The sequence below is a fragment of the Corynebacterium sp. NML 150383 genome (assembly GCF_002285085.1).
In the GTDB taxonomy this organism is placed as follows: Bacteria; Actinomycetota; Actinomycetes; order Mycobacteriales; family Mycobacteriaceae; genus Corynebacterium; species Corynebacterium gottingense.
In genome coordinates, this window is sequence record NZ_NSGK01000001.1 from 330,160 (window position 1) to 344,230 (window position 14,071).

General features: G+C 64.7%; 11 protein-coding genes. 5 read left to right on the plus strand and 6 right to left on the minus strand.

What is annotated here, in order from left to right; all coding sequences use genetic code 11:
* Positions 1-121: 121 nt before the first annotated feature.
* Together CKJ85_RS01560 and CKJ85_RS01565 are read right to left on the minus strand one after the other, a co-directional pair.
* Entirely contained in the window at positions 122-2,440 is a 2,319-nt protein-coding gene (locus CKJ85_RS01560) for a hypothetical protein (protein WP_095276923.1), read from the minus strand.
* A gap of 12 nt (positions 2,441-2,452) precedes the next feature.
* Positions 2,453-5,761, minus strand: coding sequence for a Rib/alpha-like domain-containing protein (locus tag CKJ85_RS01565; protein WP_158221599.1), 3,309 nt, complete (start codon positions 5,759-5,761; stop codon positions 2,453-2,455).
* Positions 5,762-6,056: 295 nt separating this feature from the next.
* On the opposite strand from CKJ85_RS01565, the gene CKJ85_RS01570 reads away from it, so the two are divergent.
* Complete coding sequence (locus CKJ85_RS01570; protein ID WP_095553211.1) at positions 6,057-7,253, plus strand: NAD-dependent epimerase/dehydratase family protein; 1,197 nt, start codon at positions 6,057-6,059, stop codon at positions 7,251-7,253.
* 4 nt (positions 7,254-7,257) lie between these two features.
* Positions 7,258-8,376 (plus strand): glycosyltransferase family 1 protein, encoded by a 1,119-nt coding sequence (locus tag CKJ85_RS01575; RefSeq protein ID WP_095553212.1) that lies wholly within the window; start codon positions 7,258-7,260, stop codon positions 8,374-8,376.
* Here the strand turns inward: CKJ85_RS01575 and CKJ85_RS01580 are convergent.
* Together CKJ85_RS01580 and CKJ85_RS01585 are read right to left on the minus strand one after the other, a co-directional pair.
* Complete coding sequence (locus CKJ85_RS01580) at positions 8,354-8,794, minus strand: hypothetical protein (RefSeq protein ID WP_095553213.1); 441 nt, start codon at positions 8,792-8,794, stop codon at positions 8,354-8,356. The genes CKJ85_RS01575 and CKJ85_RS01580 overlap by 23 nt on opposite strands.
* Positions 8,795-8,802: 8 nt before the next feature.
* The gene (locus CKJ85_RS01585) at positions 8,803-10,254 is read right to left on the minus strand and encodes a glyceraldehyde-3-phosphate dehydrogenase (protein ID WP_095535715.1); all 1,452 of its coding nucleotides are present in this window, start codon (positions 10,252-10,254) and stop codon (positions 8,803-8,805) included.
* Positions 10,255-10,530: 276 nt separating this feature from the next.
* On the opposite strand from CKJ85_RS01585, the gene CKJ85_RS01590 reads away from it, so the two are divergent.
* Positions 10,531-10,716 carry a hypothetical protein gene (locus CKJ85_RS01590; protein ID WP_095276937.1) on the plus strand — a complete coding sequence of 62 codons (186 nt, stop codon included), beginning with the start codon at positions 10,531-10,533 and terminating at the stop codon, positions 10,714-10,716.
* Between the two features lie 6 nt (positions 10,717-10,722).
* On the opposite strand, the gene CKJ85_RS01595 is transcribed toward CKJ85_RS01590, so the two are convergent.
* Positions 10,723-11,724, minus strand: coding sequence for a 3-hydroxyisobutyryl-CoA hydrolase (locus CKJ85_RS01595; protein WP_095553214.1), 1,002 nt, complete (start codon positions 11,722-11,724; stop codon positions 10,723-10,725).
* Between the two features lie 62 nt (positions 11,725-11,786).
* Here CKJ85_RS01595 and CKJ85_RS01600 point away from each other — a divergent pair, with 62 nt between their 5' ends.
* Positions 11,787-12,581 (plus strand): HAD family hydrolase, encoded by a 795-nt coding sequence (locus CKJ85_RS01600; protein ID WP_095553215.1) that lies wholly within the window; start codon positions 11,787-11,789, stop codon positions 12,579-12,581.
* Positions 12,578-13,141 carry a DNA-3-methyladenine glycosylase gene (locus CKJ85_RS01605; protein ID WP_095553216.1) on the plus strand — a complete coding sequence of 188 codons (564 nt, stop codon included), beginning with the start codon at positions 12,578-12,580 and terminating at the stop codon, positions 13,139-13,141. Before CKJ85_RS01600 ends, CKJ85_RS01605 begins: the two co-directional genes overlap by 4 nt.
* Before the next feature lie 2 nt (positions 13,142-13,143).
* Here CKJ85_RS01605 and ppk2 read toward each other — a convergent pair whose 3' ends face one another.
* On the minus strand, positions 13,144-14,025 hold the full coding sequence (ppk2, locus tag CKJ85_RS01610) for a polyphosphate kinase 2 (protein WP_095537708.1): 882 nt from the start codon (positions 14,023-14,025) through the stop codon (positions 13,144-13,146).
* Positions 14,026-14,071 lie beyond the last annotated feature (46 nt).

Here is a 14,071-nt window from a genome sequence, read left to right on the forward strand (position 1 = left end):
CCACGTGAATACCTTAGCCGGGACAGATATGGACAATTCAACGCTTGTCAATAATGCGCTTGCCCCGCAGTGCAACGCGGGACAAGCGCATTATTTTTAGTGATTTTTACCACACTTGGCGCTAGATGAGCCCCTGACTCAGCGCCCACCCGGCCCCTGCAGCGGCAATTCCGCCGAGTGCAAGCAGCACGGCGACTACGATCGCAACTGCAGAAACGGGCTCCTCCTGCTGCCGGGCCGGCTTCTCCGCCTGCTTCTCCGTCGGCGTCTTCGTGTTCAGTTTCGTGGCCGCTGCCGGGGCGCGATCTGTCACGCCGTCCAGCTTGGATTTGGCCATCCGTTTCACCTGCGGCGAGGCGTCGGACTTGAGCACGTCGTTGAGCACGCGCTCCGCCTCCTCAGCGGTGTAGTCCAGCACCGAGAGCTCGTAGCGGTCGGTGAAGACGCTCTCGCCCGAGTGGTTGAAAATCTGCACGTTGACCGGCAGGGTCGGGCCACTGATGCTGTTCGCGTTGCGGATCGGAATCCTCACCTCGCGCTCCGAGCGCTTGTCCTTGATCCCGGCGAGCGTGATCTCCTCGGTGTAGCGCTGCCCGCCCGGGTAGTTGGCCACCAGCGTGAACCGCTCCGCGTCGGCGCCAAGGTTGCTGATGGTGCCCGTAGCAAAGTTCTCTTCGCTGGCGGTCACGATGCCGTTGTCGCCGCTTGCAGTGGTGTCCATCTGGAAGCCGGCCTTGCCCACGTTGGCAACGGCGGCGTTTTCTGCCAGCTTGCGGGGAGTTTTTTCGGACTGGTCGTCGTCGTCGTCAAGCTGCCCGGAGCCCGTCGTCACATTGCCCTGGCCGATGTTAAAGCCAGGCAGGTCCAGATTGGACCAGTCAGCTGGGATGGTGACGGACTGCTCACCGCACCCGCCGCCCTTGACGCAGGCGTTTACCCTCGCGTCGGTCGGTTCCTTGGCGTAGTCGAAGTAGCTGAACTGGTACAGGTAGTTCATCACGGACTTGTACTCCGGCACGTACACGTCCCCCGAGAGCGGGTTGTCGGGCACCTCGGGCCCTGAGTGCCCCAGGCCCAGCGTGTGTCCGAACTCGTGGAAGATCGTGTTGCGAAGCTGCTCCTGCGTGGTCATGTCCTTGTGGTCCGCAATGTAGAAGGCGGAATCGCGGACGAGCGCGACGCCGGAGGAACGGTTCCCCTCCGCCATCTTGTCGCCGATGATGCCAAGGCGGAACACGGCCTTGCGGGGCCCAAGCAGGCGATTGCGCTCGTCGAGCAGGCGCTGAGCTTGCGACTTGTCCTGGAAGTAGTACTGCTCAAAGCGCTCGGTCTTCCCGCCGTGGGGCTCCTCGTAGCCCGCGAGCGAGGCGCTCTGGTAGGTCTCGCCCGCGTCGATGTGCAGCGCAATGCCCTCCTTGGCAAAGACGTCCTCCAGGTCGCGGAGGGTCGAGGTGGAAGGGCGGTACGAGTTAACGTTGGCGGTCGCGCAACCGGCGAATTGCTCGAATTCTTTCACCGTCGGCGCGAAGTCGTCCTTGCGCGCGCAGTTCAGGGTCTCCCACTCTGCCTGCATCCAGTTGAGCTGCAGGAACAGGTCCGGGCGATCGGGATCGGCGCCCCAATTCTGAATCGGCAGTTCGGTCCCGTCCTCCAGCTTCAGGCCTTTGAGCTCCCACTCGTCGCGCAGCCCGTCGCCGTCCGTGTCAATCGCGGACTCTTGCGCCGCCACGCTTACCGACGCCCGCGCCTCCACCGATTCTCCAGGATCCAGCACCTCGATCCACTCGCCGGCCTGGAGCTTCGGCGTCCCTTCGCCGATCCCCTTGCTCTGCTCCTGCGTCAGCTGCTCGCGGGTGCCGGAAAAGTTCGGGTCTGTAAAGGACACGGTGGTGTCGTACCCCTCGGACTCTGGCCCCACCTTGTAGGTGTCCGCCTTCGTCTCGCGGGCGCTCACCTGATAGGGGTTCTGCAGCTCGTTGGCAAGCTCGATGTCCACCTGGCGGCGCTGCTTGCCCGCGTTGCGCGCCCGTACGTCGACGTCGATGCGGTTCCCATAAATACGGAAGGTGCGCGTGATCTCGACGTCCGAGCGGGCGTCCGTGTAGGTGTAGGTGATCACGTCCGCCCCGCCGTCCTTGCGCACGTCGGTTGACGCGCCCCAGTTGGGTGCGAGGTTCTTGCCATCGATCCAGATGTTTGAGTACACGGTGAACTCGTGAATACCCACCGCGGCCGCAGGGTGGACGTAGGCGAGCCGGGCGCGGGAGTCCTTGCGGACCTCGCCGTCGATCCGCCCCTGCTCGGCGTTGGGGGTCTCGCCGTGGACGCGCACGGAGATTTCTCGCTGCTCCGTGGCGGCGGAGGCCTGCGGGACGGCGACGCCTCCGAGCGTGAGGGACGCGCACAGGGCGATGGCAACGGTTTTCAGGGAAGTATGCATGGTATTCACCTTTTAGATCCGGATCCCGAACTGTGAGAGCATCCGACGAATGTGGTCTTGGTTAACGAACGCGGCGTAGCCCACCCCGCCAATCGCGGCGAGGAGGCCGAGGACGATGGGCACCCAGTTGTACCCAGACGATGCGCCCGACGGCGCGTCCTGCGGGGTGGGGGTCACGGTTTGCAGGGCCGGGGCGTCGGCCTCGACATTCTTGATCCGCTGCGAACCGTCCGGGTACGAGACCACCACTGGAACTTGCACCGACTTCTTCTTGGTGACGGTGTCGTCCACGTCGACCGAGAGCTCGCCGGTGCGCTTATCGACGCTCACGTACCACCCCGGCTCGTTGAACTTCTCAGAGAGACCGAAGGTGGTCCCCTTCGGCGCGGTCGCGGTGCCCTTGCTGTCCTTGCTGTCCTTGCTGTCACGGCGTGCTTGCGAATCGGTGGTGACCTTTAGCGGGAGCAGCGCGGTAGTGCCGTCCGGGTACTGGGCGCGAACGCGGACGGTGTACGTGGCGTTGGCGGGCGCGTTCGCGGGAACATCGGCGCGGACCTTGCCGGTGCGCTGGTCAACGTCGACGCGCATGCCTGCGTCGTCCATGAGGACGAAGACGGTGCCCTCGGGGACGGAGCCCTTTGGCTCCGCGGTGACGGCGCGGCCCGTCTTGGCGACGGTTGCTGGGTATGTCAGCGTGGTGCCCCGCTTCGGCGCCGATGCGGTAGCCACGCCGATCCTCGCGGTGATGGTGCGCTCCGACCCGTCCGGGAAGCGGACCCTCACCGGGACTTTGACCGGCTTGGCGTCGGCAGACGGGGCGGTGACGTCGAGCGCGCCGGTGCGCTCGTTGACTCCGACGACCCACCCGCCAAGTCCAGCGTCCTCGTCGAGCGCGTACTCGGTGCCGTCCGGCACGCCCTTGGAGGTGTGCGCGGTGATCATCGTGTGCTGCCCGGGCCCGACCAGGACCCCGGCCTCGTAGCTCGGTGCGAGGCGGTCCGCGATCGGGGACTCGACGATTTCAAACGGGACGATCGCTTCGTCCTCCGACCCATCGGGGAAGGTGATGGCGACTTTCACCTTGATGGTGCTGCCGGGTTTCGCGTCCTTCGGCACCTTCAGCTCCACGCGGCCGTCGCTAGTGACGGTCGCGTTCGGGTTTTCAATGATGCGGTACCCGGTGCCCGCCGGCAACGGCTGCCAGCCGTACTTCTCCGGGGTGATCGTGCGGGTCGCGGCCGGCTTCGGGCTGCTGGCCCGCTCCCCCGCGCGGACGGTGCGCGGTTCGTAGGACACGTCGTACAGCGCAGCCTCAGACTGCGGCTTCCCGACCGTGATGGTCACAACGTTGTGCCCTCCGGTGGAGTTGCGGATCTCCGCCGTGTACTTCCCCGGGGCGACATTTGCCTGCGGGGCTGCTGCGACGGTGCCGTTCTGGTCGACGGTGATCCAGGTGGCGTCGAGAAGCGGCTGCCCGTCTTGGCGGGTAACCCCATCCACGACGAAGGTGACGCCTCTGCCGGCGGCCTTTTGGGGGTTCGCGATCTCGATCTCGCCCGGGCGGACCTCGATGTCGCCCCAGCCGAAGTTCTCAACCGGTGCGAGCGTGGGCTTGGGTGCGGGCTTCTTCGTGGTGGGGGTCGGCTTGGGTGCGGGTTTTGGCGCCGGCTTCTTCGTGGTGGGAGTTGGCTTGGGCGTGGGTTTTGGCGCGGGCTTCTTCGTCGTGGGAGCTGGCTTGGGCTTTGTGGTGGTCTTCGGTGTGGTCTTCTTCGTCGTGGGAGCTGGCTTGGGCGTGGGCGTTGGCGTTGGTGTGAGCTTGACCTCGAGCGCCTCAGTCTCATTGGGCGAAACCACTACGCTCGTAGTGCTCGCTGTATAACCATCCGCAACCACGTCGACGATGTACGTACCCGGGACAAGGCCCGCGGCCACGAACAATCCCTCGCTGTCCGTGGTGGCGGCAACTGCCCGGGCCGGGTCGTCCTCAGGGTGCACCTTCACCATGGCTCCGGCGATCGGGGTATTGCGGTCCGAGACGACCACCCCGGACAGCGCGCCGGGCAGCAGATTGACCTGAACGTCCGCAGACGCCGTCTCGCCCGGAGCGACGGTCACCCCCTGGTGCACGCCGCCCTCGATCGTTTCTGTCGCGGACACGGAGATGTTGTACGGGCCCGGTTTCAGGTCAGGGAACTGGAACCTCCCGTGTCGATCCGTGACGGTTTCATGCTGGCCGGTGCGTACTTTTACCCCGGCGACGGGGGTGCCGGAGGAATCGACCACTTTGCCGGTAATCGCGCCCGGTTGCGCGGCGACGGTGATGTCCCCCGCCCGGTTGCGCTCGGTGGGCTCGACCCTCACGCCTCTGCTTTTAGGCAGCGTGCGCGTCGAGGCTCCGACACGGATTTTTTGTTCCCCCTCCGGCACGTGGGTGAGGGTAAACGTTCCGTTGGCGTCCGTGGTGGTTTCCAACTCGCCGATGGAGACGGGGACGCCCTCGACGGGATTCTGGTGATCGTCGATCACGCGGCCCGTCACGCCGATGGGCGTCAGCTCGATCGGGGTCGGAGTGTATTCCTGGCCGCTCGCCACGGTGAGGGAAACTGGCTGCTCGGCAAAGTACCCGTCCAGCGTGCCCGACTTGATGGTGTAGGTTCGGCCTGGTTCCACGTCGGCGAAGGTGACGGTACCGTCCGCGTCGGTGGTTTGGGTTTGGAGGGTTTTGCCGTCGGCGCCAACAAGCGAGACCTCGACGCCCTCGGCCGGCTCGGCGGAGTCGGCGCGCACCACCTTGCTGTGGATGGTGGCGGGCTGCGCGTCGAGCGGCTCTGCAAACCCGCGGGCGCCGACGGATGAGTTGTATGCGCGCCAGGGCAACGTGTCCGCGCCAGCCGCGTTGCTGATGAACAGCGCCTCCGCTTGGCCGATGGTCACTGTCTTGGGCAGGGTAATGTCCAGCCATTTGTAGCCGCGGGCGTCCTCGAACCCGTAGCCCGTCAGCGCGCCGAAGTCCTCGGTGACCTTTCCGTTCGTCTTCAGCTGAACCTGATATTTCTCCTCTGCGGGGAAGAACCGATCCACGTTGGAATAGCGGCCCGTTGGCGTTGGGTAGTTCGGGTTCGCTTCCCGGTCAGGCAGGAAGTACATTCGCACGGACCGGACCGATTTCGACTCATAGTCGCCATCCTCGAGTTTGAAGAACCCACCCCAGCTCCGTCGCGCGTTGATGCTTTGATCATCCGTCGTGGCGTAGAGCGCAAACCCGGCTGCCTCATCAAGCACGTCGGCCGCGTGCGCGACCGGGAGCAAGGTGGGCGGCACGGCGACGACACCGGACGCGAGACAAGCAACGACTGTGGCTACGGCGAAATTACGGCTCCGAAAACCCCGCACCATATCAATTCCCAGACTTTCCTTGAGGGCAACACAGGTAACTCCATTAATTTAACTACAGATATGCCTAAACTGCACGTTTGCGGAACGCGGGCCAAATTCCGCGCGAGCGGAGTCGTTTTACTCAGCAAAGGAGGCGCGTGCTGGGTATCGTGAACCGGAGGTGTCGGCGCGCTCAGCGTCGACAAGCTTTTGCATGTGTTGACGGAAAGGTTGTTCGGAAGTGAAGATTGCGGTTCTTGGTGGGGATGGATTCTGTGGCTGGCCGGCCTCGTTGCACCTCTCCGACCTCGGCCACGACGTGGTGATTGTGGACAATCTGTCACGCCGCGCCATCGACGAGGAACTGGGCGTGACCTCCCTGACCCCGATCGCTTCCATTGAGGAGCGCCTGCAGGCGTGGAACGAAATCTCCGGGCACACGATCGGCTTCCGCCATCTCGACGTCGCGCAGGACTACGAGGGGCTGCTCGCCTTCATCCAGGAGTTCCAGCCGGATGCAGTGATTCACTACGCCGAGCAGCGCGCCGCGCCGTACTCCATGAAGACGCCTCGAGCGAAGCGATACACGGTAGATAACAACGTCAACGCGACGCACAACCTGCTCGTGGCCATCGTGGAATCCGGACTGGACGTGCACGTCGTACACCTGGGCACCATGGGCGTCTACGGCTACGGCACCGCCGGGATGGAGATCCCAGAGGGCTACCTGGACATCAAGGTGGACACCGAGGACGGCACCACCGTGGAACAGGAGATCCTCTACCCCACCAACCCGGGGTCGGTCTACCACATGACCAAGGTGCTGGATCAGAACATCTTCGCCTTCTACGCCAAGAACGACGAGCTGCGCATCACTGACCTCCACCAGGGCATCATCTGGGGCACCCACACCGCGCAGACGCAGCGCGACGAGCGCCTCATCAACCGCTTCGACTACGACGGCGACTACGGCACCGTGCTCAACCGTTTCCTCATGCAGGCCGCCGTGGGCTACCCGCTCACCGTCCACGGCACCGGCGGGCAGACGCGCGCCTTCATCCACATCCAGGACATGTGCAAGTGCATCCAGATCGCCCTGGAGAACCCGCCTGCCAAGGGCGACCGCGTGAAGATCTTCAACCAGATGACGGAGACGCACCGCGTGCGGGACCTGGCGCAGCTCGTCGCAAAGCTCTCTGGCGCCGAGGTGCAGATGGTGCCGAACCCGCGCAAGGAATCCGCCGAGAACGAACTACACGTGAAGAACGACACCTTTATCGGGCTCGGGCTCGAGCCCACCAAGCTGGCGGAGGGCCTGCTCACCGAGGTCGAGGACGTAGCACGCAAGTACGCCGACCGGGCGGACCGCTCGAAGATCCCGGCGCGCTCGCTATGGACGGCGAAGCAGACGGCTGGCGTCCCCACCGGCGAGCAGTAAGCGCATGCGCATTGCGATAGTCACCGAGGTTTTCCTACCGAAAATCGACGGGGTGGTCACACGCATCACCCGCCACCTCGACCAGCTGGCAGAAATGGGGCACGAAGTCATCATCTTCGCCCCGGGCAACCCTCCCACGGAGTATGCGGGATTCGAGGTCGTGCCTATCCCCTCGCGGGCACTGAAGGTTTACCCGGAGGTCAAACACGGCATGCTCGGGCCGAAGGCGTTTCGTCGCCTCCGCGAGTTCAACCCCGACATTGTGCACGCAGTCAACCCAATCTGGACCGCTGGCTGGTCATCGCTTGTCATCTCGCGCTTTTTCCCCATGCTCGCCTCGTTCCACACCGACGTGCCGGAATACTGCGTCAAGCTGGGGATTCCGTGGGTCAAGCCCATTGCGAAGTGGGGGCTTCGCACGTTCCACGGCCGTGCAGCAATCAATCTGGTCACATCCGGTCCGATGATGGACAAAGCTGCTGAGTATCGCATCCCCAACGTTCGCCTGTGGCCGAAGGCCGTCGACACGCAGCGCTTTACCCCCGAGGCTCGTTCAGTGTCGATGCGCGAGCGCCTGGGCGGCGGCCCGCTCGTAATGTTCGTTGGTCGTATCTCCGCGGAAAAATCCGTCGAGCGCTGCTTCCCCATCATGGAGGAAGTCCGCAAGCGAGTTCCTGGTGCGCGTATCGCGTTCGTGGGCGAGGGCCCGCTTTACGACGAGGTACGTTCCAGCCCTCCCGACTGGGCCGTCTTCACCGGCTACCTCTCGGGGGCCGAGCTCGCTGCCGCCTACGCTTCCGGCGATGTGTTGTTGTTCCCCTCCACCACCGAAACGCTTGGCTTCGCCGCACTTGAATCCTTCGCGTCGGGCCTTCCGGTCGTGGCTGCCAACGCCGGCGGCCTGCCCTTTGTCATTGACGACGGCGAAACTGGCATCCTTGTGGATCCAGATGCGCCGGAAACCACGTGGGCCGATGAAATTGTGCGCGTGCTCCAAGACGACGCATTGCGCACCCAGCTTTCCACCGCAGCCCGGGCGGAAGCGCAGCGCTGGACGTGGCGAGCTTCCTCAGAGCAGGTGGTCGATTACTACGACGAGGTTATTCGAAACGCAGGACGGTAACCTCGGCGGTCTCCCCGCCCGCGTATTCGCGGGATTCCGTCGCTGTCCGCACTCTCGCCGAAGGATCAATGTCCTGGTAAGGGTCCACACCCGGACCACAGGCATCAACGTTGCGCGGGTCGAACCACTCGATATTTGCGCGGCCGTCTGCGATCACGCCGATGCCGGAGGCGGTCTCCCAAGCCTGGACATCGCCGTCAATGCCGGGCACGTCGTCTGGGTTGAAGCCGAGGCGCTGCGCTTCGGCCTTGTCCGTGTACGGGCAGAATACGTACGCCCGCTCCACTCCCGGCCCCGCCACATCCGCGACGGTGAAGTCTCCGGCGAGCGCGGCGTCCTGCAACCCCATTTCGGTGCCGTGCGCACCGCAGCCGGCCAGCGCGAACACGCTGGCAACGGCGGCGAGCTTACGGCGCATGACCCTAGTTACTTGATCTCTTCCGGAGCCTTGCGCTCCGGGTAGATCTTCGGGCGCACACCCGCGATCTCCTCCACCACGCGCACCACCTGGTGGGAGTAGCCGTACTCGTTGTCGTACCAGACGTAGAGCACCAGGTGATTGCCGGAGGCGATCGTGGCCAGGCCGTCCACCACGGAGGCGTGCGTGGTGCCGAGCAGGTCCGTCGAGACGACCTCGGGCGACTGGATGTAGTCGATCTGCTGGCGCAAGTTAGAGTCCGTGGACACGCGACGCAGGAAGTTGTTGACCTCCTCCTTCTCCACCTCGGTCTCCAGATCCAGGTTGAGCACCGCCATCGACACATCCGGGGTGGGCACGCGGATGGCGTTGCCCGTCAGCTTGCCCTCAAACTCCGGCAGTGCCTTGGACACGGCCTTGGCAGCCCCCGTCTCGGTGAGCACCATGTTCAGGCCGGCGGCGCGGCCGCGGCGATCGCCCTTGTGGAAGTTGTCCGCCAGGTTCTGATCGTTCGTGTACGCGTGCACGGTCTCGACGTGGCCGTGCTTGACCCCGTAGCGGTCATTGATCACCTTGAGCACCGGCGTAATGCCGTTCGTGGTGCAGGACGCGGCGGACAGCACCTTTTCGTCGCCAATCATGCCCTCGTTGATGCCGTAGACAATGTTCGGGATGTCCCCCTTGCCCGGCGCGGTGAGCAGGACGCGGTCGACGCCCTTGGACTCGAGGTGCTTGGACAGCCCCTCGCGGTTGCGCCACGCGCCGGTGTTGTCCACCACGATCGCGTCATTGATGCCGTAGGCGGTGTAGTCCACCTCAGCCGGATCGTTGGCGTAGATCATCTGGATCGGGGTGCCGTTCGCCCAGATGATTTCCTTTTCCTTATCCACGGTGATCGTGCCGTCGAACGCGCCGTGGACAGAGTCGCGGCGCAGCAAGGACGCGCGCTTCACAATGTCGTCCTCGCCCTTCTTGCGCACCACTACGGCTCGCAGACGCACGCCGCCGTAGGCAGCCTCGCGGGAAATGAGGATGCGGGCGAGCAGGCGACCGATGCGCCCGAAGCCGTACAGGACAACGTCGCGAGCCTGCAGCTCAGAGGAGGTCCCGACGACCTCGGCGAGCTCCTCTTCCAGGAACTCGCGCAGATCCTTGCCATCCGTGCGGGAGTAATTCTTTGCCAGGCGGCCCAGGTCGATCGACGCGGTGCCCAGGTCCATCTTGACCAGTTCCTTCAGGATGGGCAGCGTGTCATCAAGTGGCAGTTCGCGCTCGACGATGCGGCGCGCGTAGCGGTGCGCCTTGATGATGTCGATGTCCGTGGCCCCCAGGAGCAGGCGGCCGTAGATAGACGTGACCGCGTTGTGCTCGCGGTGCAGCTGGCTGATCAGCGGGAGCATCTCCTGCGCGAGGGTGAGCTTGTGGTTCCAGTCAGCGGCGGGGGTAGTTGATTGTGTCACTGTAGTCCTCAAATACGGTCGTTGGTGTACGAATCATGTTCGGTTCGGGGGCATTCCGAAGACCCACATGCACCCCTATATTAGCGCGCCAGGCCGCGCGCGATGACGAGAGTTCGCCCTAAAGAAAACCGCGTGTCACCTAGGCATTCTCTGGCGCACACATCACACCATTAATTGGTTCGGTGTCAGTTTCCGCGCACACCCCGGTTCGTACTTTCGCTCAGAGAGGGAGTTCCTGCGGTGCCAACACCGCTACTTCGGCGTAGCATGTCTGCCATGGATTTGAGCTCGCAGCTGAACTACAACATGCATTCCGGCGCGCAGGACCTTCGCGACGCCCTTTTCACCCCGACGACGGAGATCCTCCCCGTATCGTGGCAGGCCTCCCTCGACGACCTGAGCTACTCGGTCATCGGCCTGTGGGACTCGATCGTCCGCGCAGTGGAGACGTTTCTGATTTAACCTCCCCTACTTCAGCACCGCCCTGTACTTCTCCGGCGACGGCTGGGGCGCGAACGACGGCGCCTGATCCTTGTCCACCAGCACCGCGCGCACACCCTCCGCAAAGTCCGGCTCTTCGCGCATCAGCTCGCCGAGCACGCGCTCGTTGTCCAGGGAGCCGGCGAGGTCTTGGTTGGCGTTGGCGTGAAAAAGCTCGGCCGCGGCGACGAGCGCGGAGGGCGAGGCCTGCGCGGTAAGTTCGCGGACCTTGGCGCCGAACTCGCCAGCGGCGTCGAGTCGGCCCTCAATCTCGGCCCACGAGCCGGCGAAGACCTCCTCGATCTGCTCGTACCACCGGGCAAGCCCGCTCTCGCCGGCGGGGAGGGCGAGGACGTCAAGGGCGGTGACGCCTTCGTCGATAAGCCTTTCCACGAGCCCCTCGAGCGTCTCCACCTTGTGCGAGGCCAGGCCGAGCGCGAGCATGTCGTCCGCGGTCATGCGGTAGCCGGTCAGCCCAAGGAACTTCCCGAGCGCGAGCGACGGGCGCGCCGGCAGGTGCTGCAGCTTCCAGGATTGACCCACGTCCGTGATGTAACCGATGTTCATCTCCGGCATGGAGGCGAACGCGTCCTTGTGCACCACCAGGTGCGAGCCGAGCGCTGAGATCCCCATGCCGCCGCCCATGTCCACGCCGGAGACCAGCGCGATATACGGCTTGGGGTAGTTGGCAATGTAGTTGTTCATCTCGTATTCCTCGGCGAAGAACGCGCTGATCTCCTCGGCCCTTCCGGCGAGGACGCCCTCGCGCGCGTACTTCACGTCGCCACCCGAGCAGAAGTGCTTGGAACTCGAGCAGACGATCACCTGCGTGATCGCCTCGTCGGCCTCCCACGCGCGCAGCGCCGTGTAGATGCCGTGGATCATCTCTCCGTTGAGCGAGTTCAGGGCCTTCGGCCGGTTGAGCGTGATGATGCCCGTGGTGCCGCGGACATCGATGTTGAGCAATTCGGTGTTCAAGGATTCAGTCATACCCCCTAGTGTTGCACATCACAGCGAATGCGGGTGTGGAGACAGCGGGTATGGTGTGAAGAATGAATGCCCCGCGCTTGGTTGCCCTGGATATGGACGGAACGCTTCTCACCCCCAGCGGGGCGATCCCCGAGCACTTTTGGCACACGCTCGACCGGGCGCGCGCCGCCGGCATCACCGTCGCCCCCGCCTCCGGCCGCCAGCTGGCCACGCTGCGCTCCATGTTTGCGCGCAACGAGCCCGACACCTTTATCGCGGAAAACGGAGCCGTGGTCCAGCACCTGGGCGAGATCGTGTCCGCCGTCACCATGCCGGAGGACACCGTGCGTCGCTTTGTCGACGCCTTCCCGCACGCCCCCTTCACCGCCCACCCCGTCATGTGCACGCCCGAGGCCTCCTTCACGCTCGCCGACACCCCCGCCGAGGTGCAGCGCGAGGTGGACAAGTACTACCTGGCCAACGCGCAGATCAGCACGCTTGCCGACGCCCCCGCGCACCGCATCGTCAAAATCGCCCTCTTCGTCGACGGCGACGCCGAGTTGGACGGCCTGCCCTGGGTCCGGGAGACGGTGCCGGAGCTCGAGGCGCTCGTGAGCTCCAAGCACTGGCTGGACATCATGCCGCCGGCCGCGTCCAAGGGCGCGGCGCTCACCGCGCTGGCGGCAACCCTCGGCATCGCGCAGGAGGACACCGCCGCGATCGGCGATTACCTCAACGACCTCTCCATGCTGCAGGCCGCCGGCACCGCCGTCGCGATGGGGAACGCGCACTCGGACCTCAAGGCGATTGCGCATGAGGTCATTGGGACGAATGGGGAGCACGCGGCCGTCGATAAGCTTGCCCAATGGGCCAAATGATCGACTTCGCACAACCCGCTGACCTCGTCGCCCCGCAGTTGCTGGGGTGCCTGATCACGCACCGCGGCGTGACGGTGCGGCTGACCGAGGTGGAGGCCTACACGGGCGCGAACGACCCGGCCGCGCACACGCACCGGGGGAAGACCGCCCGCAACGCCGCCATGTTCGGGCCGGGCGGGCGGCTGTACGTCTACCTGTCGTACGGGATCCACCTCAACGGCAACATTGTCTGCGCGCCGGAGGGCGACGGGCAGGGCTGTCTCATGCGCGGCGGCGAAGTCATCGCGGGCGAGCCGCTCGCGCGGAAGCGACGGCAGCGGCCTGATCGCAACCGGATTCCCTTTGCAAATCTGGCGCGTGGTCCAGGGAATTTAGGGCAGGCGCTGGGGCTCGAGCTCGCGGACAACGGGACGCCAGTTGAGCTCACGCCGCGAGAGACGGAGCCGGAATGGGTGGCCGGGCCGCGCATTGGTATTAGCAAAAACGCGGACGCCCCACTCAGGTTCTGGATCCCGCGCGACCCGACCGTGTCCACGCCGCGCGGGTACCCGAAGCAGTAACGCTACTTCTTCTTCTTTTTGCCCTTCTTGTGCTTCTTGCCGGGCTTTTCCGACTCAACGCGGCGCTGCTCCAGCTTCGCGGCGGCGTCCGGCACGTAGCGGAACTCCTCGCGCGGGGGGCGCTCGTAGTCGGTGATCTCCGGGCGCTCCGGAATCTCCGGCAGGTCCACCTCGACGTGCTCGTAGGGCACCGTGGACAGGAGGTGCGAGATGACGTTGATGCGCGAGCGCTTCTTGTCCTCGCTCTCCACCGTGTACCAGGGCGCGGACGGGATGTCGGTGTGGATGAACATCTCGTCCTTCGCGCGGGAGTAATCCTCCCAGCGGGTGATGGACTCCAAGTCCATCGGCGAGAGCTTCCACTGGCGCAGCGGGTCCTCCTTGCGGGACTGGAAGCGCTTGTATTGCTCCTCGTCGGACACCGAGAACCAGTACTTGCGCAGCATGATCCCGTCTTCTACCAGGAGACGCTCGAAAATCGGGGCCTGGTGGAGGAAGCGGCGGTACTCCTGCGAGGAGCAGAAGCCCATCACGCGCTCGACGCCGGCGCGGTTGTACCAGGAGCGATCAAAAATCACGATCTCGCCCGCTGCTGGGAGCCGCTCGACGTAGCGCTGGAAGTACCACTGCCCCTGCTCGCGCTCGGTCGGCTTTGGCAGCGCCTCGATACGGCACGTGCGCGGGTTGAGATACTGGGTGATTCGCTTGATCGCGGACCCTTTTCCGGCAGCGTCGCGCCCCTCCATCACGATGACGAGGCGCGCGCCGGTGCGCACGACCCATTGCTGCATCTGCACAAGCTCCGCCTGGAGTCGCACGAGCTCCTGCTCGTACGCCTTTTTGGAAAGCTTCGGCGGCTTCTTCGCCGCATGTTCTTCGCTCATGTCTTTCACCGTACCCAGGATGAAAGCTGCCGAGCAAAATGCTCAA

Bases quoted from the DNA above. Each gene is read 5' to 3' on its own strand.
- CKJ85_RS01560 (WP_095276923.1), bottom strand. From the start codon at position 2,440: ATGCATACTTCCCTGAAAACCGTTGCCATCGCCCTGTGCGCGTCCCTC.
- CKJ85_RS01575 (WP_095553212.1), top strand. From the start codon at position 7,258: ATGCGCATTGCGATAGTCACCGAGGTTTTCCTACCGAAAATCGACGGG.
- CKJ85_RS01580 (WP_095553213.1), bottom strand. From the start codon at position 8,794: ATGCGCCGTAAGCTCGCCGCCGTTGCCAGCGTGTTCGCGCTGGCCGGC.
- ppk2 (WP_095537708.1), bottom strand. From the start codon at position 14,025: ATGAGCGAAGAACATGCGGCGAAGAAGCCGCCGAAGCTTTCCAAAAAG.
- CKJ85_RS01595 (WP_095553214.1), bottom strand. From the start codon at position 11,724: ATGACTGAATCCTTGAACACCGAATTGCTCAACATCGATGTCCGCGGC.
- CKJ85_RS01590 (WP_095276937.1), top strand. From the start codon at position 10,531: ATGGATTTGAGCTCGCAGCTGAACTACAACATGCATTCCGGCGCGCAG.
- CKJ85_RS01605 (WP_095553216.1), top strand. From the start codon at position 12,578: ATGATCGACTTCGCACAACCCGCTGACCTCGTCGCCCCGCAGTTGCTG.
- CKJ85_RS01600 (WP_095553215.1), top strand. From the start codon at position 11,787: ATGAATGCCCCGCGCTTGGTTGCCCTGGATATGGACGGAACGCTTCTC.